Here is a 26,125-nt window from a genome sequence, read left to right as displayed (position 1 = left end):
TCCATGGAAAACGACCTGTACGCAGGGACGCACCCGGACCCCGCTCGCCGGCGGGCCCTGGCCACCGAAGCCGTGCACGCCGGCCGTGACGACCTCGCCGGACTCGGCCTGCACGCCCCGCCCATCGACCTGTCCACCACCTACCCGTCGTACGACAGCCGCGGCGAGGCCGCGCGTATCGACGCGTTCGCGGCGGATGGTGTCGTCGACGAGGGCCCGCCGGTGTACGCACGGCTCGGGAACCCGACCGTCGGCCGCTTCGAGACCGCGCTCGCCCGGCTCGAAGGGACCGAGAGCGCGGTCGCCTTCGCGAGCGGCATGGCCGCGCTCACCGCGGTGCTGCTCGTACGCGCCGGCGGCGGGCTGCGCCATGTCGTCGCCGTCAGGCCGCTGTACGGATGCAGCGACCATCTGCTCACCGCGGGCGCGCTCGGCACCGAGGTGACCTGGGTGGACCCGGCGGGCATCGCGGACGCGATCCGACCCGACACCGGGCTCGTGATGGTGGAGTCACCCGCCAATCCCACGCTCGCCGAACTCGACCTGCGGGCCGTGGCCCACGCCTGCGGAACGGTGCCGCTCCTCGCCGACAACACCTTCGCCACACCGGTGCTCCAGCGGCCCGCCGAGCACGGCGCGCGGCTGGTGCTGCACAGCGCGACCAAGTTCCTCGGCGGGCACGGGGACGTCATGGGCGGGGTCGTGGCCTGCGACGAGGCGTTCGCGCGACAGCTGCGCCAGGTGCGGTTCGCGACGGGCGGGGTGCTGCATCCGCTCGCCGGCTATCTGCTGCTGCGCGGCCTCGCGACGCTGCCGGTGCGGGTCACGGCGGCGTCCGCGACGGCGGCCGAACTGGCGGCGCGGCTGTCCGCTGACCCGCGGATCGCGCGCGTGCACTATCCGCGGATCGGCGGCGCGATGGTCGCCTTCGAGACCGTGGGCGATCCGCACGAGGTGATCCGCACGGTCCGGCTGGTCACCCCGGCCGTCAGCCTCGGCAGCGTCGACTCGCTCATCCAGCACCCGGCGTCCATCAGCCACCGCATCGTCGACGCCGGCGACCGCAGGTCGGCCGGCGTGAGCGACCGGCTGCTGCGGCTGTCGGTGGGTCTTGAGGACGTCGAGGACCTGTGGGCGGACCTGGACCGGGCGCTGGGGGCGCCGGTCGGTGGTACGGGGCGTGCGACCGAGGCGCGGGTGCGGGTGCCGGAGTGACCTGGCGGGACGGCGCCTACGGGTGCCGGAGTGACGTGGACGAACGTGCCCGGACCGGCCGGAAAAAGGAGGGGACCGGTCCGGGCCGGCTCGTGGGGAGCCGGTCCCGGCCGGTCCCGGCCCTCAGTGCCGGTCGGCCTGCTCGTACGCCGCGCGGGGCGCGTCGTACGGCAGCCGCGACCTGACCGGGGTCGCCTCCAGGCGCGCCGTGATCACCAGCGTGCCCTCCTCGATCTGGTAGTCGAGGGGCAGCCCGAGGCCGCGCATCGCGGCGACCATCCCGGTGTTGGACGCCTGGGTCACGGCGTACACGCTCTCGCAGCCCGCCTCGGCCGCCATCGCCACGAGGCGGCCGAGCAGCTCCGTGCCGATGCCGCGGCGCTGCCAGTCGTCCTCGACGAGCAGCGCGATCTCCGTCTCGTCGCCGTCCCACAGAAGATGCCCGAGGGCGACGATGCGGCCCGACGCGGTCTGCGCGGCGAGTGTGCGGCCGAAGCGGGGGCTGAGCAGGTGGTTGAGGTAGCGGTCCGCGTCGCCGACGGGCCCGTGGTAGCGCTTGCTCAAGGTCGCGCGGGAGCACCGCTCCTGCATCGCCTTGGCCGCCTCCACGTCGTTCGAGTCGGCCCGGCGCACGGTGATCGCGTTGCCCTCGGGAAGCGTCAGGACGTCCTGGCTGCGCGGGATGCGCGGGCCGAGCCGCGTGTCCAGCTCGACCAGAGCGCGGGCGCGCGCGAACTCGGTGGGCGTGAACGGCAGATACGGCCGCTCCACGGTGATCACGCCGCCTTCCGGGGCCCGGAGCCGGATCACGGTCCCTTCGAGTGCCCCCTCCACCGGCGCGGCCTCTGTCCTTGCGCCGCTCATCGTCGTGGCCGGCAGCGACCGGATGGTGCACCGGCCGAGCAACTGGCGCAGCGCCAGCGGGAGTTCCGCCGCGTCCAGAGCCGTGCGCGTGGCGAGACCGAGGATGCGGGTGGGCGCGTCCACGAGGTCGTGGGCGTCGGCGCGCTCCATCCAGGTGCCGGAGCCGCCGGCCAGGGAGACGACCCGGCTGAGTTCGGCGGCGGGCAGGTCCAGCGGCGCGCGCAGCAGGAACTCGTCCACGGTGCCTTCGCCCAGCGGATGCGTCTGGAGGCTGAGGATGTCGACCCGCAGCGGGGCGAGCGCCGTGCACAGGGCCGCGAGCGACCCCGGTTCGTCACGGACCGTCGTCCGCATGCGCCACAGCGAGGTCGCCGCGGCCTGGTCCGTCGCCTGCGGGCCGGCGCCCGTGGGGACCTCTGTGTCGGGCTGTTCCGACTGCCCGGCGCGCTCCGTGGGGAGCCGTCGGGCGTCGGTATCGCCTGTCGGGGGTGCGTGGTTGTGGCGGCGTGCCCACCATGTGTGGAAGCCGGCCGTGGCGAGGAGCACGACCGCCGAGATGGCGAGCAGCGCGGGGCCGTCGGGGCCGTGACCGACGAGGTTCGCCACGGCGTCCGCGACGGCCACGGCCGTGAACAGGGCGGCGAGCTCGACGACGTCGCGCCGCCAGTGGTGGACAGGGCGGCCGTTCCTGGTCCGCCTCACATCAGACATGTCTGGACTCATGCAGCCACTGTGAAGGAACGGTGTTGCGTGATCACGAACGCTTTGTGACCGATGGGTAAAGACTGCTTATGTCCCCTTTGTATCGCCTTCGCCTCTACTGGCCGACGCGCCCCGGCTGAAGCACCTTCGTGAACAGCACGTCTCCGCCCTCCTGCCGCAGCCGTACGGTCAGTTCGCCGCTTCCGCCGTCGATGTCGACCTCGCCGAAGTATTGCGGGGTCTCCATCGGCGAGGTGTTGGCCCGGTCCGGCGCCTTGATGAACTTCTGCTCGGGGCCGAACGTGCCGTCCAGCTTCACCGCCTGGAAACCACCCGCCGCCAGCGGGCCGGAGACGAACTCCCAGAACGGCTCGAAGTCCTGGAACGCGGCGCGCGAGGGGTCGTAGTGCTGCGCCGACGTGTAGTGCACGTCCGCGGTGAGCCACAGCGTGCCCGTGATCCGGTCGTGCTTGATGTGCCGCAGCAGCTCCGCGATCTGCAGCTCGCGTCCGAGCGGCGCTCCCGGATCGCCCTGCGCGACGGCCTCGAAGTTCACCGCGCCGTCGGCGACCACCAGGCCGAGCGGCATGTCGGAGGCGATCACCTTCCAGACGGCCCGCGACCGCGACAGCTCACGCTTCAGCCAGGCCAGCTGCCGCGCGCCGAGGATCCCGGTCGCGTCGTCGGGCTGCCGGCCCGGGGAGTTGGCGTTGCGGTACGAGCGCATGTCGAGCACGAACACATCGAGCAGGGGCCCCTGCCGCAGGACCCGGTACACGCGGCCCTCGTCGTCGCCCGGCGGCAGCGTGGAGACGGGGAAGTACTCGCTGAACGCCCGCAGGGAGCGCGCGGCGAGGACGTTCGTGTCCTTCTCCGTGTAACGGGCGTCGTCCAGGATCTGGCCCGGGTACCAGTTGTTGTGCACCTCGTGGTCGTCCCACTGGACGATCGAGGGCACCTGCGCGTTGAAGCGGCGCACGTTCTCGTCGAGGAGGTTGTAGCGGAACGCGCCGCGGAACTCGGCCAGCGTCTCGGCGACCTTCGACTTCTCCTCGGTCGTGACGTTCCGCCACACCCGGCCGTCGGGCAGCGTGACGCTCGGCAGGATCGGGCCGTCGGCGTAGATGTTGTCGCCGCTGCACAGGAAGAAGTCCGGGTTCAGGCCACGCATGTCCTCGTACACGCGGTAGCCGCCGATGTCCGGGTTGATGCCCCAGCCCTGGCCCGCGATGTCGCCCGACCACAGGAAGCGCACCCCGTCGCGGCGGCCCACGGGGGTGGTGCGGAAGGTGCCGGTGACGGGTTCTCCCGTGCGGCGGGGGTCGTCGGGGTCGGCGAGCACCACGCGGTAGTGGATCTGCTCGCCCGGCGGCAGGCCGCGCAGGCGGGTGGTGCCGGTGAAGTCCGTGCCCGCGCCGATCAGCGGCCCGTGCCACCTGGTGGACCGGCGGAACGACTCCGTCGCCGAGGTCTCCACGATCATGCGGGCGGGGCGGTCCGAGCGCGTCCAGATCAGCCCCGAGTGCGCGCCTACGTCGCCTGCCTGAACGCCCCACGCCGCCTTCGGGCGACCCGACAGGGCGAAGGCCGGAGCGGCGGCGGCGCCCACGGCGGGCAGCGCGAGCGCGGCCGAAGCGGCGAGCGAACCGCGCAGTACCCCGCGGCGGCCGGGCAGAGAACTCGGCGGACGGTGTGACATGAATACGCCTCCAGAAACGGGTTCCGACGACAGTGCGGTGCCACCACTGCGGGGGCGCCTCGGCGAAGCCACACCTACGGGCTCACCACGGCGCACACGCGAACCCCAAGTGAACAACTGCCCCTGGGGATCGGGGAACCCGGCGCGCTGCGTCCCCTCACATGCCCACGACGCCATTTTGGCGAGAGGCCTAGTGGGCCGTGCGCGCCAGGAGACGTACGCCTTCCGCGATCCGGGCCGGCGGCAGATGCGCGTACCCGAGGACGAGCCGCACCCCGCTGTCGTCACTGCTGTTTTTGTCGTCTCTGTCGTCTCCGTCGTCTCTGTCGGAGGTGCGGTAGTGGCTGAGCGGGCGGACCGCGACCCCGGCCGTCGAGGCCCGTTCGAGGAGCGCCTCCTGCGGCCCGTAGCGCTCGGGGAGGCGGGCGATGACGTGCAGCCCCGCCGCGATTCCCGTCACCCGGGTCCCCGGCAGATGCTCGTGCAGTGCGGTCACCAGGGTGTCGCGGCGCTCTCGGTAGGCGCGCTGGCAGCGCCGCAGTTGACGGTCGTAGTCGCCGCGCTCGATGAAGCGCGCAAGGAGGGCCTGGTCGAGAGCGGGGTTGCCTAGGTCCATATAGCGCTTGCGCTCGACGACCTCGTCGGTCAGAGCCGCGGGAACGACCATCCAGCCGAGCCGCAGCCCCGGAGCGAGTGACTTGCTGACCGATCCCGTGTACGCGACATGCTCCGGGTCGAGCCCCTGAAGCGCCCCCACCGGCGCCCGGTCGTAACGGAAGTCGCCGTCGTAGTCGTCCTCCACGAGGAGACCGTCCACCGACCGTGCCCAGTCGAGGAGTTGAGTGCGGCGCACCGGTGAGTAGGCGATGCCGGAGGGGAACTGGTGGGACGGCGTCGTCACCGCGGAACGCACACCCGAATCCCGCAGCGGCCCGACGGCCAGTCCGCCGCCGTCCAGCGGGAGCGCGGTCGTGCCGACACCGGCCGAGGCGAACAGCGCACCGAGATCGGGGCTCCCCGGGTCCTCGACCCCCACGGAGCGCTCCCCGCGCGCGTGCAGCACGAATCCGAGCAGCGTGACCGCCTGCGCCACCCCGGAGCAGACGACGATCCGCTCCGGGTCGGCGACCACGCCCCGTCGCCGCGCGAGGAGTTCCGCCAGCGCGGCACGCAGCCGGGGGATGCCCCGCGGGTCCGGGTAGCCCAGCATGTGGTGCGGCAGCTCGGCCAGCACACCGCGCTGCGCAGCCGCCCACGCGGCGCGCGGGAACAGCGACAGATCCGGGCTGCCCGCCAGGAAGTCGGCCCGGGTGCCCGGCGGACGGGGCGCCAGATCCCGCACACCGGCCGCCACCGCTGCGCGCACGGCACCGCCCACCCATGTACCCGCACCGCGACCGCTGCGCAGATACCCCTCGGCGGTCAACTGCTCGTACACCTCGGTGATCAGCCCGCGCGAGACCCCCAGATCCGCCGCGAGGTCGCGGCTCGACGGCATCCGCGTCCCGGGAGCGAGCCGCCCCGACCTGAGGGCGTCCCGCAGCGCGGCCTGGAGACTGCGGCCACGCGCGCGTGCGGGCGCGGAGGCGGCGGGCAGCAACAACTCCCAGGCCGCGGACGGTGGTTGGAACTCACCCTCCGCCGCGCTCGAGCCGCCCGCACGCGGATTGGTCCCCGATGGCGTCATGGATGTGGACCTTAATCAGGACCACCGCCCTCCCTAGCGTCAGGGCCATGAATGCGCACTCGATCCGAGGGGCCCTGTCGGCCGCCCTCGCCTGTGTCCTCGTCGGCGCCTCCTTCACCGCCAACAGCGTCCTCCGGGACTACCCGTACGCGGGCGGCCAGTTCCTGCGCTACGCCCTCGCCTGCCTGCTCCTGCTGCCGCTCCTCGGCCGGGGCGGCGCGGCGCCGCTGCGGCGCCTCACCGGGCGCCGATGGGGGCGTCTCGCCCTCCTTGCCGCCGTCGGGATGGTCGGCTTCAACCTCGCTGTGCTCGGCGCGGAGCGCACCGCCGAACCGGCCGTCCCGGGGGTCTTCGTCGGGTGCGCCCCGGTTGTCGTGGCGGTGGTCGCGCCCCTGCTCGCGGGCCGCAGGCCCCAACGGGCCGTCCTCTGCGGGGCGTTGCTGGTGGCCGCCGGCGCGATCACCGTCCAGGGCTGGGGGCGCACGGACACGGCCGGTCTGCTGTTCTCCGTGGGAGCCCTCGTCGGAGAGGTCGGATTCGCTGTCCTCGCGGTGCCGCTGGTGCGGCCCCTCGGCCCGAAGCTGCTGTCCTGCACGGTCTGCGGGATCGCGGCCCTGGAGTCGGCCTTGACCGGTGCGGTGCTCGACGGGAAGGGAATGCTCCGCGTCCCCGACGCCACCGAGGCGACGGCCCTGCTGTGGCAGGCCGCCGTCGTCACGGTGATCGGCTTCGTGTGCTGGTACATCGGCATGCAGCGCATCGGCGCCGAGCGCGCCACCCTCTTCTCCGGGCTCATCCCCGTCGCGGCGGCGTGCACCGCGCCCCTCGTCGGCACCGGGACGTACGGCGCCGCGCAGGCCGTCGGCAGCGCGCTTGTCGGCACCGGAGTGGCCCTGGGGTCGGGGGTGTTGGGGGTGTGGTCAGCGGCTGGTGTCCAGGATGACGCGGGAGACGAGCGCCGGGTCGTCGCTCATGGGGACGTGACCGCAGCCGGGCAGCCGCACCAGGCGGGCTCCGGGGACGGCGTGCTTGGCCCTGATGCCCTGGCGGCGCAGCAGCAGCCGGTCGCGGGTGCCCCAGGCGACGGTCACCGGGATGTCCGGCACGTCGTCGGTGAACTGCACGTCCAGACCCGCGGCGAGGGTCTGCGCGAACCCGGGAGCGTGCCGCAGGGCCAGCGTCTCCGCGACGACCGCATCGGGTGAACGGCGGCCCGGACGGGCGTAGATGGTGCTCGTCAGCGCCGTCCGGCCCGCGGCCGACCGCGAGAGCCGCTCGATCGCGGGGACCGGCAGCGCCCGTGCCCCCTGCCGCATCGCGCGCAGCGTGCCGAACGCGTAACGGCGCTCGGCCTGCGACCAGAACCCGCCGGGCGACAGTGCGGTGACCGACCGCACGAGCTTGTCGCGGCCGAGCTCCAGGGCGAGGAGACCGCCGAGGGAGTTGCCCGCCACGTGTGGCCGCTCGACGCCCAGGGCCGCGCAGAGCGAACCGAGCGTGGCCGTCACCGTCGGCAGGTCGTAGGCGACGCCGTCGGGCAGCGCGGGCGAGGCGCCGAAGCCGGGCAGGTCGATGGCGATCACGTCGCGCTCGGCGGCCAGGACCGGGATCACGGGGGCCCAAGCCTGCCAGTGGTGGCCGATCCCGTGCAGGAGAAGCAAGGGCTCCCCGGTGCCCACGCGTTCGTACGCGACGGTCACCTCACGGGGGCCATCGGGGGTTTCGATGCTGAAGGACACCTCTGCGGCCATGTCGCTCCCTGTCCCCGGCGCCGGCGCGACGGTTTCTTAGACGGCTTGTCAGCAACAATTACCGCTCGGTAGCCCCCAGTTCAAGGGGGGCGGGGGAGTGAAGGCCGACGTGGAGCCGTTTGTGGTCATCGACGCATCGAATCCGCCTGGACACGCGCCGCCTCGTCCGTTGGGATGGAACGGTGGCAACCGACACCGCGATTGACGTCTTCGAAGAACACCGGCCGGTCCTGATGGGGGTCGCCTACCGCATGCTGGGCCGCGTGGCCGACGCGGAGGACGTCGTCCAGGACGCCTGGCTGCGCTGGGCGCAGGCCGACCGCGACGAAGTGCGCGAACCCCGCGCCTATCTCGTCCGCGTCGCCACCCGCCTGGCCATCGACCGGCTGCGGCAGGCGCAGGTGCGGCGCGAGGCGTACGTGGGTCCCTGGCTGCCGGAGCCGCTGGTCACGGACTTCGGCCCGACCGCGCCCGACACCGCGGAGGCGGCCGTACTCGCCGAGTCGGTGTCGCTCGCCGTGCTCGTCGTCCTGGAGTCGCTCTCACCGCTGGAGCGCGCCGTGTTCGTGCTCCGTGAGGCGTTCGGGTTCCCGTTCGCCGAGATCGCCACCACGCTCGAACGCAGTGAGTCCGCCGTGCGACAGCTCGCGGGACGTGCCCGCAAGCACGTGGACGAGCGCAGGCCGCGCTTCGATGTCGACCCCGTCGAGCAGCGCGACCTCACCGAGCGCTTCCTCGCCGCCGCGACAGGCGGGGACCTGGAGGGTCTGATGACGCTCCTCGCACCCGACGCCCGCCTCGTCGGCGACAGCGGCGGCAAGTCCAAGGCGCCGCTGCGCGTCCTGGAGTCCGCCGACAAGGTGGGCCGCTTCCTGCTCGGGGTCGCCAAGGGTGGCGCCGCCGGATTCGCCTTCCGCTACATGGAGGTCAACGGAGGGCCGGCCGTGCTCGTCCTCGTCGGGGACAAGCCGGACAGTGTCATCCAGGTCGATGTCGCCGACGGCCAGGTGCAGTGCGTATACATCGTGCGCAACCCGGACAAGCTCGCGTCGCTCGCCTGACGCCCCTTCGCAGGCCTCCGTGGTCACCGAAGCCCTCGCCCCGACCGGGCGGGGGCTTCGCGTCGTTTCGCGAACGCGGTGTGAACGCTCTGCGGACCGCCGTGAACGCTGTGCGGACCCCCGTGAACGCTGTGCGGCGGACCCCCTGCGGGCCCCTGAGCGGACCGAGGATTGGTCTTGACCAAGTCGGAGGGCGGGCCTACTCTCGCAGAGATAGTGCAGGAACCTTTAATAAACAAAGGCGCTAAACAAGGGCGCTGAACGCAGCCGGGACACAGCGATTGCGGAGGACAGGGTGGGGACCACGCAGTTGGAAACGGCGCCGGAGCCGAAGTACTGGCACCTCAAGACCGTGCTGACCGAGGCACTCGACTCCGAATTCGCCGTGGGAGAGATCCTGCCGAACGAGCGGGACCTCGCGGCCCGCTTCGGAGTCGCCCGTGCCACGCTCCGCCAGGCGCTCGAACAGCTCGAACTCGAAGGCCGGCTCCAGCGCCGCCGTGGCGTCGGCACCACCGTCGCGCCGCCCCGCGTGGGCGTGGCGGTCGACTCGTCCGACGACCAGGAGTGGCCCGGCGCCACCGATGGTGAGGCCTGGCAGGCCGTCGACAGCGAGCCCGCGGTGCCGCCGGCGGCCGTGGCCCGCATCCTCGGCACCGCGCCCGACGAGCGCGTCCACCGGGTGCGCCGTACGCGTGTGTCGCACGGCCAGCCCGTCGCCGCCGAACTGCTCTACGTGCCGTCGTCGTCCGTGCCCGAACTCTCCGCCATAGACGCCCCGTCCGGGCCCGCGCGTGCGCGTTCCGTGCTGCGGGAGCTGCGGCGGCGCGGGCTCGAAGGCCAGGACCGCGCCGTCGAGCTGGGCTCGGCCCGCGCCGACGACGCGAAGGAGCTCGACCGGCTGCCCGGCGCGCCCGTCCTCGTCGTGACGACCCGCTTCTTCAGCGAGGGCGAGACGGCCGCGGTCTCCGTGGCCACCTACCGCGCCGACACCTGCCGCCTCACCTTCGGCGACTCGGGCGGCGTCGAGATCCACCACGGCCCGGACAGCCGCGCCTCCTGACCCGCGCGCCACACAATCCGTAAAGGCCCACCGTGATCGTCCACGGTGGGCCTTCGGCGTCTGTGCGTGCGCGGCTAGCGTCGCGCGGTGACCGTGCCCTCGACGGCGAACAGCTGCTCCTCCACATGATCCAGGGCGAGCCGCAGCGCCCCGGTCGCCACCGCCGCCTCACCCAGCACCGACAGCGCCACGCGCGGCGGCCGCAGGCAGTAGCGGGCCAACTCCCGGCGCAGCGGCTCCAGTACGCCGTCCAGGCCCGCCGCCCAGCCGCCCACGACGACCAGCTCCGGATCGAGGGCGAGAACCAGCGCCGCCACGTCGTGGACCAGGCGCTGGAGGAACCGGTCGACAGCCGCGCCCGCGCGCTCGTCGCCCTCGCGCGCGAGGGCGAAGACCTGCGCCACGGCCTGCTCGTCGAGAGGATGCAGCGGCTCGTCCGTCGTCGAGAGCAGCGTCTCGGGGCGCACCTCGCGCCCCAGGAGATGCAGCGCCCCGATCTCCCCGGCCGCGCCGCCGTACCCACGGTGCAGCCGGCCGCCGATCAGCGCGCCGGCGCCCGGACTGAGGCCGGCCAGCACGAACACGATGTCGTCGGACTCGGTGGCCGCACCCTTCCAGTGCTCGGCCACCGCCGCGGCGTTCGCGTCGTTCTCCACCAGGACCGGGCACTTGAAGGAGCGCCGCAGCCGCTCTCCCAACTGAAGCCCTGTCCACTCAGGAAGGGCGGTGCCGAGGCGCACGGTGCCGTCGGCCTCCACGATGCCGGGGCTGCCCACGCCGACCGCCCGCAGCGAGTTCCGGGCGACGCCCGCGCGGCGCAGCAGATCCGCGACCGCGGTCCGTAGCCGTTCGAGCCGTTCGTCGGCCGAAGCGGTCTCGTCGACGTCCTTCGCGGCCGTGCCGAGCACCTTGCCGTCCAGATCCGCAAGGACCGCGGCCACGCGGTGCGGGCCGATCTCCAGACCGAGCAGATGCCCCGCCTCGGCCCGGAACCGGAACCGGCGCGCGGGCCGCCCCTGGCGCCGCGCCCCGCTGTCGTCGACGGCCGTCTCGACGACGAGCCCCGCCGCGATCAGCCCTTCGACGACGCCCTCGACCGTGGGCCGGGACAGGCCGGTCACCCGGGTGATCTCGGTGAGCGTCGCGAGGTCCGTGGCGCGCAGCGCGTGCAGCACCACCGCGGAGTTGATCCGCCGCAGCAGAGAGGGGTCCCCGCCGGTCAGCCGCCCCAACGTCTGTCCTCCCAGCTCGTGCGCGTGATGGCCGGATCGTACTCGCCGTGGCGGACACCGGCGAGCGCGGGTGCACTTCTGTGGCACGGGACGCTCAGCCGGGCGAGACGAAACCCGATTCGTAGGCGGCGATGACGGCCTGCGTGCGGTCCCGCGCCCCGAGCTTCGCCAGTACCCCGCTCACATGCGTCTTGACGGTCTCCGTACCCACGACGAGCCGCTGCGCGATCTCCGCGTTGGACAGGCCCCGCGTCATCAGACGCAGCACGTCCGCCTCCCGCTCGGTGAGCGCCGCGCGGTCCATGGCCTCCCGCGCCGACGCATTGCCGTACTCGGCCGCGAGGCGCCGTACGGCCGCGGGGAACAGCAGCGACTCGCCCTCGGCCACGAGCCGCACCGCGTGCACGATCTCGGCCGGCCGTGACCGCTTCAGCAGGAACCCGTCGGCGCCCGCCCGCAGCGCCCCGTACACGTACTCGTCGTTCTCGAAGGTCGTGATCACAAGGATCTTCGGCGGCTCGGCGACGCTGCGCAGCACCGCGCGCGTTGCCTCGATCCCGTCCAGGAGGGGCATGCGGACGTCCATGGCGACCACGTCCGGACGCAGTTGCCGGACGAGCGGGATCACCGCGGCGCCGTCGGCCGCCTCGCCCACCACCTCGATGTCCGGCTGCGCCGACAGCACGGCGCGCAACCCCGCGCGGACGAGCGGTTCGTCATCGACAAGGAGCACGGTGAGCGGCATCCGGTCAGCCTAGGGGAGGGGCCGGGGTGTACGTGAGGACGGGGATCAGCCCAGCGGCAGCTCGACGTGCACGCGCCACTGTCCCCCGTCGGGACCCGTGCGCGCCCGGCCGCCGAGGAGCGCCGCCCTCTCACGGATGCCCCGCAGACCGCTGCCGCTGCCCTGACCGTTCACCGGCGCGCCCGCGGGAAGCGGATTGCGTACGTCGAGCCACAGGCGGGCGTCGTCGACCGTGACGGCGACCCGGATCGGGACGGTCCCCGAGTGGCGCAGCACGTTCGTCAGCGCCTCCTGAAGGATGCGATAGCCCTCTCTGGAGACGGGACCCGGCACCGTGTCCAGCGCGCCGAGGACCTCCGCGTCGACCTCGGCGCCCGAGGCGCGCGCCGAGTCCAGAAGGCGGTCCGCCTCCGTGAGCGTGGGACGGCGGCTCGCGGGCTGCGCCGACTCGCGCAGCACCAACAGGACCCGCTCCAGGTCCTCCAGGGCCGCCCTGCCCGTCTCCTCGATGGCGTCCAGGGCGCGGTCGGTGAACGCCGGGTCGGCGGCCGCCCGCGCCGCGCCCGCCTGCACCACGGCGACCGTCAGCGCGTGCCCGATCGAGTCGTGGAGCTCGCGGGCGATGCGATTGCGTTCGAGGAGCTGCTCCGTGCGCTCCTCCAGGGCGGCCAGACGCTCCGCCGCGGACGGCCCGAGCAGGGCCAGGGAGGCCGAGGTCATCAGCCGCCCGGCGAACGCGACCACGTAGATGAGCACCAGCGGCGGCACCGGCACGAGCAGCGCGCACGCCCAGCCGTGCACCGGTACGGGGATGAGGGACTCGGCCTCTGCGGGACCGCCCGAGGTGGCGTCCACCAGTTCCAGGGCCAGAGCCATGAGCTGGCCGGTCACGAACGCGGCCGCGCAGCCGGCCCACAGACGCAGCACCAGCCACGCCGCGGTCCTGCGCCGGTCGTGCCACGACGCCGACGGTGCCACGGAGATCTCCGACTCCCGCTGACCGCCCTCCACGCGCGCGTGGGCACCCGGGAACAGCATCATGCGGGCCTGAAGCCCCTCGGCCCTGCGGACCACGGGGATCACGGCGGCCACCATGAGGAGCGGGACCGGGATCAACAGCATCAGGGCCCACTCCCCGTATCCGGGCCTGGTGAGCCCCGGGTACACCGACCCGCACACGAGGGCGATGACCGCACCCACGAGGAGATGCAGCCAGCGGGTGTACGTGACCGCGCGAGTGAGCGGCGAGAGGAGGCGGGACATGCCGCCATCGTGCCAGCGGCGCGGGCGCGGACGGCTCCCCCGCACGGGGGAGACGGTCTCCACGCCCGGGGGAGGACCCGGTGGGGGCGCGGCCGGAAGGCTGGAGCCATGACCAGCATCGACGTCCAAGAGCTCACCAAGGAGTACGGCAGGACCCGCGCGGTGGACCGCCTGACGTTCAGCGTCGGGCCCGGCCGGGTCACCGGATTCCTCGGCCCGAACGGCGCCGGGAAGTCCACCACCATGCGCCTCGTCCTCGGCCTCGACCGGCCCACGTCGGGCACGGCCACGCTCAGCGGCCGCCCCTACGCGGCACTCGGTGAGCCCCTGCGCGAGGTCGGCGCCCTCCTCGACGCGCAGGCCGCCCATGGGTCCCGTACCGCCCGCGACCACCTCCGCGCGCTCGCCGCCTCCCACCGCATCCCGGCGCGCCGGGTCGACGAGGTCATGGAGCTCGCGGGCATCGTGGCCGTCGCCGGGCGCCGTATCAAGACGTTCTCGCTGGGCATGCGCCAGCGCCTCGGCATCGCCGCCGCACTCATCGGGGACCCGCAGGTCGTCATGCTCGACGAGCCGTCCAACGGCCTGGATCCCGAAGGCATCATCTGGATCCGCGAACTGATGCGCGGCCTCGCCCGCGAGGGCCGCACGGTCCTCGTATCCAGCCACCTCATGAACGAGACCGCGACCTTCGCCGACCACCTCGTCGTCCTGGGCCGCGGCAGGCTCCTCGCCGACACCCCGATGCAGGACTTCATCGACGCACACAGCCAACGGCGCGTCCGCGTCCGCACCACCGACCCCGCGAGCCTGCACGCCGCCCTTCGCCGCAAGGGACTCGAAGCCGTCGCCACCGGCGACGGCCGCTGGACCGTCGCAGGGGCGCGCGCCGAGGAGATCGGCGCGCTCGCCGCGACCGACGGCATCCCCATCCTCGAACTCGCCGACGAATCAGCCTCGTTGGAGCAGGCCTACCTCGCCCTCACCGCGGACGACACCGAGTTCGCCGCCGCCCACACCCCCTTCCAGGAGGCCTGACGATGATGTCCACCACCGCCGTACTGCGTTCCGAATGGATCAAGGTGAGGTCGGTGCGCGCCAGCGCCGGCTCACTCCTCGCGGTATTCGCCACGACCGTCGCCATCAACGTCCTGGCCTCCGCCGCGGTCGGACAGGCCGAGGCCGACAACGAAGGAGCCGACCTCCTCTTCGGCGCCTTCTACGCACTCAACTTCGGCCAGATCGCGGCCATCGCCTTCGGTACGACCGCAGTGTCGTCGGAGTACCTCAACGGCGCCCTGCGCGTGTCCCTCGCCGCGGTCCCCGACCGGAATCTGCTCTACGCCGCGAAGATGACGGTCGTCGGCGCCCTCGCCGTCGTCGTGGGCCTGCTCACCTCGTTCGTCACGTTCCTGTCCGGGCAGGCGTTCATGGGGTCCTACGCCCTCGGCCTCGGCGATCCGGGCGCGCTGCGCGCCTGCGTCGGAGGCGGCCTCTACCTCGCGCTGATGTCCCTGTTCGCAGCCGGTCTCACCGTCGTCCTGCGCAGCGCGGTCGCCGTCCTGAGCCTGCTCATCCCGTTCATCCTGATCGTGTCCTTCGTCGTGGGTGACATGGCCGCCTCCGTCGCCGACTTCCTGCCGGACCACGCCGGGCAACAGGTCCTGCGCCAGGACCCGGTCGGCACGCTCGGGCCGTGGACGGGGCTCGCCGTCACCGGCGCGTGGGCGGCGGCCGCGCTCCTCGCCGGCTGGTGGGCGCTGCGCCGCAGGGACGCGTAACGGCAGGGACTCGTAACCGCCGGACGCCCCGCCAATTGTCAGTGGTGGCCGCTTTACTGGACGTCATGAGCACCGCACAGCATCTCGCGACGATCGATCTGCTGCGCTCCCGTGAGTTCCCCGCGGAGCACGGCAGATCGGACGCGGGCTCCGGCGGACCGGGCTACCACATCGCGGAGTTGGCGACGTGCGGCGACCTTCTGGAGCCGGCCCCCGAGGGCGCCGCTCAGGAGCAGTGGGTCGCCGACCGCGACGGACTCTCCTCGGTGCTCACCGAGCGCTGGGGGAAGCCGCAGTGGTTCAGCCTGTGGAGCGTCAGCCTGCGCGCGGTCGAGGGCGGGGAGGACATACCGGAGCCCTGGGCCGGGCTCAGCGCGTATGTGCCGGACGTCCAGGTGTGGCAGGCCGAAGACCGGTGGATCGTGTTGGGTATCCCGTTCGGCGCGCATGACCTGCCGTTCCGGCTCGTCGCCGCCGTCACGGACGTGGACCCGCCCTGAGGACGCGCCACGCCCATGTACGGGGGAACTCCCGTGCCACCATGGGGTCTTGGCACCGGATCATGGCCGACCGAGGTGAGGGAGAGCACGTGAGCGAGCAGAGCGGGCAGGAGCCGGGGGAGCGGACCGCGAGCCACATCGCGCACAACGCCCGCGTGTGGAACTACTGGCTCGGCGGCAAGGACCACTACGAGGTGGACCAGCAGGTCGGCGACGAGGTCACCTCCATGTACCCCAGCATCGGCGAAGTGGCGCGCGCAGACCGGGCCTTCCTCGGCCGCGCCGTGACCTACCTCGCCGGCCAGGCGGGCCTCCGCCAGTACCTCGACATCGGCACCGGCCTGCCCACCGCGGAGAACACCCACGAGGTCGCCCAGCGCATCGCCCCCGACTCCCGCGTCGTCTACGTGGACAACGACCCCATCGTCCTCACGCACGCCCGCGCGCTCCTCACCAGCACGGACGAGGGCGCCACCAGTTATGTGGACGCGGACGCGCGTGACCCCGCGGCCATCCTCCGTGCCTCGTCCGGCACCCTCGAGCTGGGCCGGCCGGTCGCGGTCATGATGCTCGGCATCCTGAATTTCATCCTCGACACCGCCGAGGCCACGTCCATCGTCCGGCACCTCCTGGACGCGGTCCCCTCCGGCAGCTATCTCGTCCTCACGCACCCCACGCTGGAGCTGGGCGGCGAGGGGAACGAGGAAGCGATGCGGTTCTGGAACGAGAACGCGACGCCGCCGATCACCGCCCGCAGCCGGACCGAGATCGAGGGCTTCCTCGAAGGGCTCGACGTCCTGGAGCCCGGCCTCGTCTCCTGCGCGCGCTGGCGGACGGACGGCTCCGACGAGGGCCCGCTCGTCGCTCAGTTCGGCGTGCTGGCCCGCAAGCCCTGACGCGCGCCACAACACACGCCGTAACGCACGCCACCGTGTAATCCGTCACCCGTCACGCGCCGCGTCAGCCGGGAACCCCGCGCCGTCGTCCTCCGAGGCGGCGGCGCGCAGCCGCCCGTACTCCTCGGCCATCGTCGCCGCCGTCCAATGCGCGTTCAGACCACTGGGGTTGGGCAGAGCCCACACCCGCGCCCCGCCGATCGTCCGCTCCTGCGGTCCGATCCGAGCCTTCGGCTCGTTGAAGGCCGAGCGATATGCCGTCACGCCCACGACCGCGAGCCAGCGCGGCCTCAGCCGCTCCACCTTGGCGGTGAGCAGACGGCCGCCGTCCCGGTACTCCTGCGCGCTCAGCTCGTCCGCCCGCGCCGTGGCCCGCGCGACGACGTTCGTGATCCCGAGCCCGTAGGACAGGAGTTCCTCCTGCTCGGCGGGAGCCAGCTGCCGGGGTGTGAACCCCGACAGGTGGAGCACCGGCCAGAAACGGTTGCCGGGGCGCGCGAAGTGGTGGCCGGTCGCGGCCGTCATCAGGCCCGGGTTGATCCCGCAGAAAAGCACGGAGAGGCCGCTCGCGACCACATCGGGGACGATGCGGTCACGAGCGGCCTCCAGGTCCGCGGGGGTCAGCCCAGTCAGAGGATCGCTCCGGGCGCGTAACCGGCGGCCTCCGGGTGCTGCTTGACGATCTCCTCGATGCGCGCGACGACGGTCGTGACCTGGTCGCTCGCGGCGCCCGTGAACGACAGCTTGTCGGCCATCAGTTCGTCGAGCCCGGCGCGGTCCAGCGGGATCCGGGAGTCCGCGGCGAGCTTGTCGAGCAGTTCGTTGCGCTCGGCGCCCTGCTCGCGCATGGCCAGGGCCGACGCGACGGCGTTCTCCTTGATGGCCTCGTGGGCCTCTTCGCGGCCGACGCCCGCCCGCACCGACGCCATCAGGACCTTCGTCGTGGCGAGGAACGGCAGGTAGCGGTCCAGCTCGCGGGCGACGACGGCCGGGAACGCGCCGAACTCGTCGAGCACCGTCAGGAACGTCTCCAGGAGACCGTCGAGCGCGAAGAACGCGTCCGGCAGCGCGACCCGGCGCACCACGGAGCAGGACACGTCGCCCTCGTTCCACTGGTCGCCAGCCAGCTCACCGGTCATCGACGCGTAGCCGCGCAGGATCACCATGAGGCCGTTGACGCGCTCGCAGGAACGGGTGTTCATCTTGTGCGGCATCGCGGACGAACCGACCTGGCCCGGCTTGAAGCCCTCGGTGACGAGCTCGTGCCCGGCCATCAGACGGATCGTCTTGGCGGTCGAGGACGGCGCCGCCGCGAGCTGCACGAGCGCGGTGACGACCTCGTAGTCGAGGGAGCGCGGGTAGACCTGGCCGACCGAGGTGAACGCCTGCGAGAAGCCCAGGTGGCCCGCGATGCGCTGCTCCAGCTCGTCGAGCTTCGCCGCGTCACCGCCGAGCAGGTCCAGCATGTCCTGCGCGGTGCCGACGGGGCCCTTGATGCCGCGCAGCGGATAGCGGGAGAGCAGCTCCTCGACCCGGGCGTACGCGACGAGCAGCTCGTCGGCCGCGGTCGCGAAGCGCTTGCCGAGGGTCGTGGCCTGCGCCGCGACGTTGTGCGAGCGGCCCGCGATCACCAGCTCGCCGTACTCACCGGCCAGCTTGCCGAGGCGCGCGAGGACGGCGACGGCGCGGTCGCGGACCAGTTCGAGGGAGAGGCGGATCTGGAGCTGCTCGACGTTCTCCGTCAGGTCGCGGGACGTCATGCCCTTGTGGACCTGCTCGTGGCCGGCGAGGGCGTTGAACTCCTCGATGCGGGCCTTCACGTCGTGGCGCGTGACCTTCTCGCGCTCGGCGATGGAGGCCAGGTCGACCTGGTCGAGAACGCGCTCGTAGTCGGCGAGAGCGCCGTCCGGCACCTCGATCCCGAGGTCCTTCTGCGCGCGCAGCACGGCGAGCCAGAGCTGACGCTCCAGCTTCACCTTCTGCTCGGGGGACCAGAGAGTGGCGAGCTCGGCGGAGGCGTAGCGTCCGGCGAGAACATTCGGGATACGGGGCTTTGCAGGCGCGGCAGTCACGTGTACGGATTCTACTGGCGATTCGTGCAGGCCAGCGCCAGGGCCCCGTTCGTCGGAAGCTACGAGCGCGGGGCGCCCTGCGCGCGCCGGGCAACGTCCGGGCAGGTCAGCCCCGCGGAGCCTCGTACGGCAGCAGCTCCGGTCGCTTCGGCGGGCGGCCGTCGCCGGAGGAGCGGCCCGTCAGGCGGCGGCCGATCCACGGCACCAGGTGCTGCTTGGCGAAGCGGGCGTCGGCGACACGGCGCGCGCTCCAGCCCGGCGGCACGGTCGGCGGGAGCACGGCCTGCCAGTCGTCCTCGGGCTGGTGGCCGAGCGCCTGCCAGACGGCCTCGGCGACCCGGCGGTGCCCTTCGGCCGTCAGGTGCAGCCGGTCCACGTCCCACATGCGGGGGTCACCGAGGACGGGTGGCCCGTACAGGTCCACGACCACCGCGCCGTGCCGCGCCGCGAGCCCGTCGATGCAGGCGAACAGCTCCTCCATGCGCGGCCGGAACCGCTCCATCACCGGACCGTTACGGCCGGGGCTGCGCATCAGGACGAGCTGCTCGCAGGCTGGCGCCAGCTTCTCGACGGCCTCTTCGAGGAGCCCGCGCACCCGGCCCATGTCGACCTTGGGGCGCAGGGTGTCGTTGAGCCCGCCCACCAGCGTGATGACGTCGGCGCCCATCGCGGCCGCGACGTCCACCTGCTCGTCGACGATCTGGCCGATGAGCTTGCCGCGCACGGCGAGGTTCGCGTAGCGGAAGTCGGGGGTGCGGGCCGCCATCCGGCCGGCCAGTACGTCGGCCCAGCCCCGGTAGGAGCCGTCGGGCAGCAGGTCGGACATGCCCTCGGTGAACGAGTCACCGACCGTGACGAGGCTGCGGTAATTGGTGTGGGTGGCATTTTTCTGCATGGCGGAAGCGATGGTAACCCGGGCCCCGCGACCACCGGCGGGGCGCCGTGTGCCCGACGCCGGGCACACGGCGCCGGGTTCACGCGGGCAGGCCGAACAGTTCCCGCAGGACGTCCTCCATCGTCACCAGACCCGCGAGCCGCCCGTCCTCGCCGAGGACCGCCGCCACGTGCGTACGGCTGCTGCGCATCGCCGAGAGGACGTCGTCGAGCGGCGTCGTCTCGCGGACGCGGGCGATCGGCCGCATGTCCGGAATCCGGAACGGCAGATCGCGCGGCGACGCGTCCAGGGCGTCCTTCACATGCAGATAGGCGACGATGCGGCGGTTGTCGTCGACCACGGGGAAGCGCGAGAACCCTGACTGGGCCGACAGCTGCTCGAGCTGCTCGGGCGTGATGCCCACATGCGCGTAGACCACCTGCTCCAGCGGCAGGACGACGTCCCTGACCGGGCGGCGGCCCAGTTCGAGGGCGTCGCGCAGGCGCTCCTGGGCGCGGTCGTCGATGAGTCCGGCATCGCCCGAGTCCTTGACCAGACGGGCCAGCTCGTCGTCCGAGAACGTCGCGGACACCTCGTCCTTGACCTCGACGCGCAACAGCTTGAGCAGCCCGTTCGCGAAGGCGTTGACCGTGAAGATCACCGGACGCAGTGCCCTCGCGAGGGTCACCAGGGGCGGCCCGAGGAGCAGCGCGCTGCGCACCGGCTCGGCGAGCGCGACGTTCTTCGGGATCATCTCGCCGAGCAGCATGTGCAGATACGTGGCCACCGACAGGGCGATCACGAACGAGATCGGGTGGACCAGGCCGTGCGGCACCCCGACCGCGTCGAACACGGGCTCCAGAAGGTGGGCCATGGCGGGTTCGGCGACGATGCCGAGCACCAGGGTGCACAGCGTGATGCCGAGCTGTGCCGCGGCCAGCAGGGCCGACACGTGCTGAAGGCCCCACAGGACGCTCTTCGCGCGCCGGTCTCCCTCGTCCGCGTGCGGTTCGATCTGGCTGCGGCGTACGGAGATCAGGGCGAACTCGGCGCCCACGAAGAAGGCGTTGACGACCAGCGTCGCCAGGCCGATCAGGAGCTGGATCGCGGTCATCGGTTCCCCTCCGAGGCTTCGTCGGTCCGGTCGGACAGGGGCGCGTGCATCAGGACGCGGGCCGCGCGATGGCCCGCGGCGTCCACGACGTCGAGCCGCCATCCGGCCACCTCGACGCTGTCGCCGACGGCCGGGATGCGGCCCAGCTCGGTCGCGACCAGGCCGGCGAGCGTCTCGTAGGGTCCGGCGGGGAGGCGCAGGCCGACCCTCTGGAGCTGGTCGGTGCGGGCGGCGCCGTCGGCGGAGTAGAGGGCGCGGCCCTCGTTGTCGTTGCCGGCCGGGGCGAGGTCCGGCGTCTCGTGCGGATCGTGCTCGTCCCGCACCTCGCCGACGACCTCCTCGACGATGTCCTCCACGGTGGCGACACCCGCGGTGCCGCCGTACTCGTCGATGACGACGGCCATCGTGCGCCTCCCGGAGAGCCGGTCGAGGAGACGGTCGACGGTCAGGGTTTCGGGTACGAGGAGCGGCTCGCGCATCAGATCGGACACGGAACGGCGCCCCCGGAGTTCGGCGGGCACGGCCAGGACGTCCTTGATGTGCGCGACGCCGACGACCGAGTCGAGGTTGCCGCGGTACACGGGGAACCGGGACAGGCCCGTGGCCCGGGTCGCGTTCGCCACGTCCTCGCAGGTGGCCTGCGCGTCGAGCGCCACGACCTGGACCCGGGGCGTCATCACGTTCTCCGCGGTCAGGTCGGCGAGGTTCAGGGTCCGCATGAACAGCTCGGCGGTGTCCGCCTCGAGGGCGCCCTCCTTGGCCGAGTGCCGGGCCAGGGCCACCAGCTCCTGCGGTCCGCGCGCGGAGGCCAGCTCCTCGGCGGGCTCGATGCCGAAGCGGCGCACCGCCCGGTTCGCGGTGTTGTTGAGGTGGGTGATGAAGGGGCGGAACGCGGCGCTGAACCAGCGCTGCGGCGTCGCGACGTTCTTGGCGACGGCCAGCGGTGACGAGATCGCCCAGTTCTTGGGCACGAGCTCGCCGACGACCATGAGGAAGACGGTCGACAGGGCCGTACCGATGACCAGCGCGACCGAGGAGGCGGTGGATCGGGAGAGCCCGAGGCTCTCCAGGGGGCCCGCGATCAGCTTGGCGACGGACGGCTGGGCCAGCATGCCGACGACCAGATTGGTCACGGTGATGCCGAGCTGGGCGCCGGAGAGCTGGAAGGTGAGGTTCCGTACGGCCTTGAGGGCGCCGGCGGCGCCTCGCTCACCGCGCTCCACGGCGCGCTCGAGGCCGGAACGCTCGACCGTGGTGAGGGAGAACTCCGCCGCGACGAACGCACCGCACACCAGCGCGAGCAGCACCGCCACGGCGAGCAGGAGCACTTCGGTCATCGGGTCACCTCCGTCCCATGATCGGGCAGGGCGGTGGGGATCGCGCGATGTCGCAGGCGCCGGGTACTGGGAGGCTCGCCCATGGGCGGACGCTCACACCTTTCAAGAGGAGGACGGGACAAGTGGAGCACCCATGGTAAAGGGTCGGCAAAGCCGGTGCGGCCGGGACGCCGTCGCCCCGGCCGCACGGGGTCAGTTCGTGAGGTGCTTGACCCAGCGCGTCCACTGCGGCTCCGGCGCGTAGCCCCCGGCACGCCACGCGTGCTGCGCGCGCTCGTTGCGGTCCAGGACCATCGCGTCGCCCCGCCGTCCGCCGAGCGCGACGAACCGCTCCTCCGCGGCCGCGAGCAGCGCCGACCCCACGCCCTGCCGGCGCGCGTCCGGATGCACCGCGAGCCGGTACAGATGGCAGCGCCACCCGTCGAAGCCCGCGATGACGGTCCCCACCAGCTCCCCCTCGCGCTCGGCGAGTAGCAGCGACTCGGGGTCTCGGGCGACGAGCCGCTCCACTCCCACGCGGTCGTCACTGATGCTCGTGCCCTCGGCGGCCACCTTCCAGAACGCGAGGGCGGCATCGAGGTCGTCGGGCGTCGCGGCCCGTATCCGAAGATCGGTCATGGGTCCGATCCCATCACCGGGCTGCCGGGCACGCGCACCATTTTCAGCATGCGGACGGTGGCCGGGCTCAGCCCTTTCGCAGCTCCTCGATGACCGGACCGAACGCTTCCATGTACGGCTCCAGGACCGTGATGTACGTGAACCCGTAGCGGTCGCGTTGCGCGCGCAGCTGGTCGGCGATCTCGCGGACGGTGCCGAGGAGCAGCAGCGGCAGGCCCAGCGCCTCGTCCTCCGTGAATTGCGGGATGCGTTCGAGGACCGGCCGGATCGCCGCCCTCCGGTCGTCGGTCACCGTGACCATCTGGATCAGCAGATTGAGTTCGGCGGGCTCCGCGCGACCCGCCGCGTAGCGGTGGTACGCGGCGACGCGCTCGTCCAGCTCCTCGGGGGTGAGGTGCTGGAGCTTCCCGTTCGCGTCGCCGGGGACGGAGCGCGCCCCGGTGAACGCCGCGATCTCCGCGTGTTCGGCCGTCAGTTTCAGCATCCGGTCGCCGTTGCCGCCGATCAGCAGCGGCGGGCGGGGGCGCTGCGCGGGTCGCGGCCGGTACTCGTCCGACCCGAGCAGCCGGTCCAGCTCCTCGACGACGCGACGCAGATGGTCCACGCGCTCACCGGGCGAGCCCCACGCCAGTCCGGCCGCGTCGTGCTCCGCCTGTACGTAGCCCGTACCCAGGCCGAGTTCGAGCCGGCCGCCGGTGAGCGCGTCGGTGGTCGCCACCTCGCGGGCGAGGAGTGCGGGGTTCCAGAACCCGGCATTGAGGACGAACGTGCCCACGCGCGGGCGCTCGGTCGCCTCGGCGGCGGCGACCAGGGAGGGGAACGGCGAGGGCATGCCCAGGTGGTCGGCGACGAGGATCACGTCGTAGCCGAGATCCTCGGCTCTGCGACAGCGCTTGCGCCACTCGTCGCCGGACGCGGCGGTGAGCATGTTGACGCCGAACCGGAACGCACGACTCATGAACTCTCCTCAGTTTCGGGCGAGTTGAAGCCCGGCGAGTTGAACCACGGCGAGTCGACCCCGTGCGGGACGAACTCGGGTGACGTGAACGGCCGGGAGGCCACGTGGCGAGTACATCATTCGTGCGCGACGGCCGCCAGCACGTTCATGCGCGAGGCGCGCAGCGCCGGAAGCAGCGCCGCCGCGAGCCCCACGACGACCGAGCCGATCACGACCGCGACGATCGTCCCCCACGGAATGGCGAGCGCCTCCATGCCCTGGAGGGCGAGCACCTCGTGGATCGCGAGACCCCACACGACACCCAGCGTGAGCCCGAGCACCGCGCCGAACACGGCGATGACCACGGACTCCAGACGGATCATTCTCCGCAGCTGGCGCCGGGAGAGCCCGATGGCGCGGAGCAGACCGATCTCCCGCGTCCGTTCCACGACCGACAGGGCAAGCGTGTTGACGACGCCCAGGACGGCGATCACGATCGCGAGCCCGACCAGCGCGTACACCAGGTACAGCAGCACCGCGATCTGGTCGTGCACGAGGTTCTTGTAGTCGGCCAGGTCGCGGACCTGTACCTGTGGGTACACGTCGAGAGCCTTCTCGAGGCGGGCGCGCAGCACGTCCGCGCTCGTGCCGGGGGAGGCGTTCACGTACACCGCCGAGTCCTGGCCGTCGGGCAGGAAGCTCTCCAGCGTTCCCATCCCCATGAACAGGCCGCCGGACATGCCGAATCCGTCCCCGCTGCCCTGGTCGGTGAGGGCCGCGACGGTGAGTCGGTCCGTGCGCCCGCCGGGCAGGTCCACCGGCACCACCGTGCCCACGCGCGCGTGGTGCTCCATCGCGAACTCCGCGTCCATCGCGACCTTCCCGGGCGCGAGCGCGGCCGCCGAGTCGCCCTGGGAGTACGTGACGTGCGCGACGTCGTCGAGCTGTGCCTCGTAGCCGGCGGCGGTCGTCTTCACGCGCTTGCCGTCCGGCAGGTGCACCGCCAGCGGGACGAACCGCTGCCGCACGACGAGCCCCGCCCCTTCCGTGGCACGGATCCTGTCGGTCACCTCTTCAGGGAAGGGCATGAAGTTGGAATTCTGGACCGTGAAGTCGGCGCCCAGGGTCTTGTCGATCTGTTCGTCGAACGACTTGCTCATCGACGCGCTCGCCACGGACATGCTCGCCACGAGGGCGAGCCCCACCATCAGTGCGGCGGCGGTGGCCCCGGTGCGCCGCGGGTTGCGCAGCGCGTTGCGCTGGCTCAGCCGTCCCACCGAGCCGAACACGGCGGGGAACGCGCCGCCCAGGACGCGGATCACGGGACGTACGAGCAAGGGGCCGGCGATCACCGTGGCCGGCAGCGTCAAGGCGATGCCGACGATCAGGAGCATCGAGGCACTCGCCGTCTTCGTGGCCGTGGCGCAGCCGACGAGAGCGGCCGCCCCCGCCGCACCGACCACCGCGCCCGCCACGGCACGCACCCGCAGCGGCCGTCCCGCACCCGCGATCTCGGCGTCCGCCAGGGCCGCCATGGGGGAGACCCGGGACGCCCGCCGTGACGGCAGATACGCGGCCACGAAAGTGACCCCGACCCCGACCGCGAACGCGGCGACGGGCGTCCCCCAGCCGATCACCATCTCCGTCGACTTCAGATTCATGCCGAACGCGCTCATGAGTTTGATCAGCCCGAGCGCCAGCCCGATGCCCGCAGCGAGGCCGAGCACCGAGCCCACCAGGCCGAGCAGCACCGCCTCCGTCAGGACGGAGCGGCGCACCTGGCGCCGGTCGGCGCCTAGCGCGCGCAGCAGTCCCAGCTCACGGGTGCGCTGCGCGATCAGCATCGAGAACGTGTTGATGATCAGGAAGATCCCGACCAGGACCGCGATCCCGGCAAATCCCAGCATGACGTACTTGATCACGTCGAGGAACGAGCCGAGGTCCGCCGCGTCCGACGTGGCCTGCTCGCCGGCGGTCTTCAAGTCGTAACCGGGGCCGAGCTGTTGGGCGATCCGCCGCTTCAAGGCGGCGTCGCTCACCCCGGGGGCCGCGTCCACGGAGATGCTCGTCGCGCGGTCCGTACTGCCGAGCAGCTTCGACTGCGCCGTCGCCGTGTCGAGGAAGACGAGTGCGGCGCCGGGGTTGGTGGTGCGGAAGGTCGCGATGCCGACGATCCGGACGGTGAAGGAGCCCGGCTGTGCGAGGACGGTGAGCGAGTCGCCGATGCGGATGTGCTTCTTGTCGGCGGTGTCGGCGTCGAGCAGCGCCTCGCCACCGCCGTGCGGGGCATGCCCCGAGGTCAGGCGCACCGGACTGCGGTCCGTCACGTACCAGTTGGTGGCGATGGTGGGGGCGCCGCTGGTCGGGCCGACCGATTTGTTCTTGTCGTCCACGACGGTGATGTTCTGGGCGGCGGCATCGATCCTCGCCGCGGCGACGCCGTCGACGGACCTGATCTGCCGGGCGAGCCGGGCCGGGACGGTCTCGACCGCCCCGGTCGGCACGGACTCGCTCAGGGAGTCCTGCTTCGGATTCACCTGCACGTCGGCGGACGTGGACGCGAAGAGCCGGTCGAAGGTGCGGGTCACCGTGTCCGAGAACACCAGACTGCCCGCCACGAACGCCACCGAGAGGACGATGGCAAGCCCCGACAGGACCAGCCGCCCCTTGTGCGCGAGGAAACTCCTGAGCGTCGCCTTCAGCACAACGGCCTC

22 protein-coding genes and 1 pseudogene are annotated in these 26,125 nt (G+C 72.4%); 8 read left to right on the top strand and 15 right to left on the bottom strand.

Annotated features, from left to right (window positions below; genetic code table 11):
- The first annotated feature begins 3 nt into the window (after positions 1 to 3).
- On the top strand, positions 4 to 1,215 hold the full coding sequence (locus tag ACIPWY_RS22415) for a PLP-dependent transferase (protein ID WP_362908898.1): 1,212 nt from the start codon (positions 4 to 6) through the stop codon (positions 1,213 to 1,215).
- Positions 1,216 to 1,338: 123 nt separating this feature from the next.
- Here ACIPWY_RS22415 and ACIPWY_RS22410 read toward each other — a convergent pair whose 3' ends face one another.
- From ACIPWY_RS22410 to ACIPWY_RS22400, 3 genes are all read right to left on the bottom strand, one after another.
- Positions 1,339 to 2,790, bottom strand: coding sequence for a GNAT family N-acetyltransferase (locus tag ACIPWY_RS22410; protein WP_362908897.1), 1,452 nt, complete (start codon positions 2,788 to 2,790; stop codon positions 1,339 to 1,341).
- A 106-nt stretch (positions 2,791 to 2,896) separates the two neighbouring features.
- Complete coding sequence (locus ACIPWY_RS22405) at positions 2,897 to 4,480, bottom strand: alkaline phosphatase D family protein (protein WP_362908896.1); 1,584 nt, start codon at positions 4,478 to 4,480, stop codon at positions 2,897 to 2,899.
- A gap of 190 nt (positions 4,481 to 4,670) precedes the next feature.
- Positions 4,671 to 6,167 (bottom strand): PLP-dependent aminotransferase family protein, encoded by a 1,497-nt coding sequence (locus ACIPWY_RS22400; RefSeq protein ID WP_401534560.1) that lies wholly within the window; start codon positions 6,165 to 6,167, stop codon positions 4,671 to 4,673.
- On the opposite strand from ACIPWY_RS22400, the pseudogene ACIPWY_RS22395 reads away from it, so the two are divergent.
- Positions 6,158 to 7,003 (top strand): annotated as a pseudogene (locus tag ACIPWY_RS22395) (EamA family transporter); the annotation flags it as partial. The gene ACIPWY_RS22400 and the pseudogene ACIPWY_RS22395 sit on opposite strands and share 10 nt — an antisense overlap.
- An 84-nt stretch (positions 7,004 to 7,087) precedes the next feature.
- Here the strand turns inward: ACIPWY_RS22395 and ACIPWY_RS22390 are convergent.
- Positions 7,088 to 7,918 (bottom strand): alpha/beta fold hydrolase, encoded by an 831-nt coding sequence (locus ACIPWY_RS22390; RefSeq protein ID WP_393702836.1) that lies wholly within the window; start codon positions 7,916 to 7,918, stop codon positions 7,088 to 7,090.
- Positions 7,919 to 8,100: 182 nt separating this feature from the next.
- Here ACIPWY_RS22390 and ACIPWY_RS22385 point away from each other — a divergent pair, with 182 nt between their 5' ends.
- Together ACIPWY_RS22385 and ACIPWY_RS22380 are read left to right on the top strand one after the other, a co-directional pair.
- The gene (locus tag ACIPWY_RS22385) at positions 8,101 to 8,979 is read left to right on the top strand and encodes an RNA polymerase sigma-70 factor (protein WP_401534558.1); all 879 of its coding nucleotides are present in this window, start codon (positions 8,101 to 8,103) and stop codon (positions 8,977 to 8,979) included.
- 295 nt (positions 8,980 to 9,274) lie between these two features.
- The gene (locus ACIPWY_RS22380) at positions 9,275 to 10,042 is read left to right on the top strand and encodes a GntR family transcriptional regulator (RefSeq protein WP_362908893.1); all 768 of its coding nucleotides are present in this window, start codon (positions 9,275 to 9,277) and stop codon (positions 10,040 to 10,042) included.
- Positions 10,043 to 10,116: 74 nt separating this feature from the next.
- Here the strand turns inward: ACIPWY_RS22380 and ACIPWY_RS22375 are convergent, their stop codons facing one another.
- From ACIPWY_RS22375 to ACIPWY_RS22365, 3 genes are all read right to left on the bottom strand, one after another.
- Entirely contained in the window at positions 10,117 to 11,274 is a 1,158-nt protein-coding gene (locus ACIPWY_RS22375; RefSeq protein ID WP_362908892.1) for an ROK family transcriptional regulator, read from the bottom strand.
- 94 nt (positions 11,275 to 11,368) lie between these two features.
- Positions 11,369 to 12,019 (bottom strand): response regulator transcription factor, encoded by a 651-nt coding sequence (locus tag ACIPWY_RS22370; RefSeq protein WP_362908891.1) that lies wholly within the window; start codon positions 12,017 to 12,019, stop codon positions 11,369 to 11,371.
- A 45-nt stretch (positions 12,020 to 12,064) separates the two neighbouring features.
- Positions 12,065 to 13,282: a sensor histidine kinase gene (locus tag ACIPWY_RS22365; RefSeq protein ID WP_393702831.1), complete on the bottom strand. Its 1,218-nt coding sequence runs from the start codon at positions 13,280 to 13,282 to the stop codon at positions 12,065 to 12,067.
- A gap of 108 nt (positions 13,283 to 13,390) precedes the next feature.
- Between ACIPWY_RS22365 and ACIPWY_RS22360 the strand changes: the two genes are divergently transcribed.
- The 4 genes from ACIPWY_RS22360 to ACIPWY_RS22345 all read left to right on the top strand — a co-directional run bounded on the left by ACIPWY_RS22360 (position 13,391) and on the right by ACIPWY_RS22345 (position 16,459).
- The gene (locus ACIPWY_RS22360; RefSeq protein ID WP_393702829.1) at positions 13,391 to 14,320 is read left to right on the top strand and encodes an ABC transporter ATP-binding protein; all 930 of its coding nucleotides are present in this window, start codon (positions 13,391 to 13,393) and stop codon (positions 14,318 to 14,320) included.
- 5 nt (positions 14,321 to 14,325) lie between these two features.
- Positions 14,326 to 15,063, top strand: a complete 738-nt coding sequence (locus tag ACIPWY_RS22355) for an ABC transporter permease (RefSeq protein WP_362908916.1) — start codon at positions 14,326 to 14,328, stop codon at positions 15,061 to 15,063.
- Positions 15,064 to 15,128: 65 nt separating this feature from the next.
- Positions 15,129 to 15,563, top strand: a complete 435-nt coding sequence (locus tag ACIPWY_RS22350) for a hypothetical protein (RefSeq protein WP_401534554.1) — start codon at positions 15,129 to 15,131, stop codon at positions 15,561 to 15,563.
- Between the two features lie 62 nt (positions 15,564 to 15,625).
- Entirely contained in the window at positions 15,626 to 16,459 is an 834-nt protein-coding gene (locus ACIPWY_RS22345; RefSeq protein WP_401534659.1) for an SAM-dependent methyltransferase, read from the top strand.
- Between the two features lie 45 nt (positions 16,460 to 16,504).
- On the opposite strand, the gene mug is transcribed toward ACIPWY_RS22345, so the two are convergent.
- From mug to ACIPWY_RS22305, 8 genes are all read right to left on the bottom strand, one after another.
- The gene (gene mug, locus ACIPWY_RS22340) at positions 16,505 to 17,083 is read right to left on the bottom strand and encodes a G/U mismatch-specific DNA glycosylase (protein ID WP_393702954.1); all 579 of its coding nucleotides are present in this window, start codon (positions 17,081 to 17,083) and stop codon (positions 16,505 to 16,507) included.
- A gap of 5 nt (positions 17,084 to 17,088) precedes the next feature.
- On the bottom strand, positions 17,089 to 18,531 hold the full coding sequence (gene purB / locus ACIPWY_RS22335) for an adenylosuccinate lyase (protein ID WP_401534552.1): 1,443 nt from the start codon (positions 18,529 to 18,531) through the stop codon (positions 17,089 to 17,091).
- Positions 18,532 to 18,637: 106 nt separating this feature from the next.
- On the bottom strand, positions 18,638 to 19,426 hold the full coding sequence (locus ACIPWY_RS22330; RefSeq protein ID WP_401534550.1) for an SGNH/GDSL hydrolase family protein: 789 nt from the start codon (positions 19,424 to 19,426) through the stop codon (positions 18,638 to 18,640).
- A 79-nt stretch (positions 19,427 to 19,505) separates the two neighbouring features.
- A complete protein-coding gene (locus tag ACIPWY_RS22325) occupies positions 19,506 to 20,519 on the bottom strand; it encodes a hemolysin family protein (RefSeq protein WP_362908884.1) in 1,014 nt (337 codons plus the stop codon).
- Positions 20,516 to 21,856: a hemolysin family protein gene (locus ACIPWY_RS22320; protein WP_362908883.1), complete on the bottom strand. Its 1,341-nt coding sequence runs from the start codon at positions 21,854 to 21,856 to the stop codon at positions 20,516 to 20,518. Before ACIPWY_RS22320 ends, ACIPWY_RS22325 begins: the two co-directional genes overlap by 4 nt.
- Positions 21,857 to 22,048: 192 nt before the next feature.
- Positions 22,049 to 22,474, bottom strand: coding sequence for a GNAT family N-acetyltransferase (locus ACIPWY_RS22315; protein ID WP_362908882.1), 426 nt, complete (start codon positions 22,472 to 22,474; stop codon positions 22,049 to 22,051).
- A gap of 67 nt (positions 22,475 to 22,541) precedes the next feature.
- A complete protein-coding gene (locus ACIPWY_RS22310; RefSeq protein WP_362908881.1) occupies positions 22,542 to 23,432 on the bottom strand; it encodes an LLM class F420-dependent oxidoreductase in 891 nt (296 codons plus the stop codon).
- Positions 23,433 to 23,548: 116 nt separating this feature from the next.
- A complete protein-coding gene (locus ACIPWY_RS22305; RefSeq protein ID WP_401534547.1) occupies positions 23,549 to 26,116 on the bottom strand; it encodes an ABC transporter permease in 2,568 nt (855 codons plus the stop codon).
- Between the last annotated feature and the right edge of the window lie 9 nt (positions 26,117 to 26,125).

Origin of the sequence: Streptomyces sp. NPDC090032 (assembly GCF_044748025.1) — a bacterium.
Taxonomy (GTDB): Bacteria; Actinomycetota; Actinomycetes; order Streptomycetales; family Streptomycetaceae; genus Streptomyces.
This window is presented reverse-complemented; position numbering and strand designations above follow the sequence as displayed.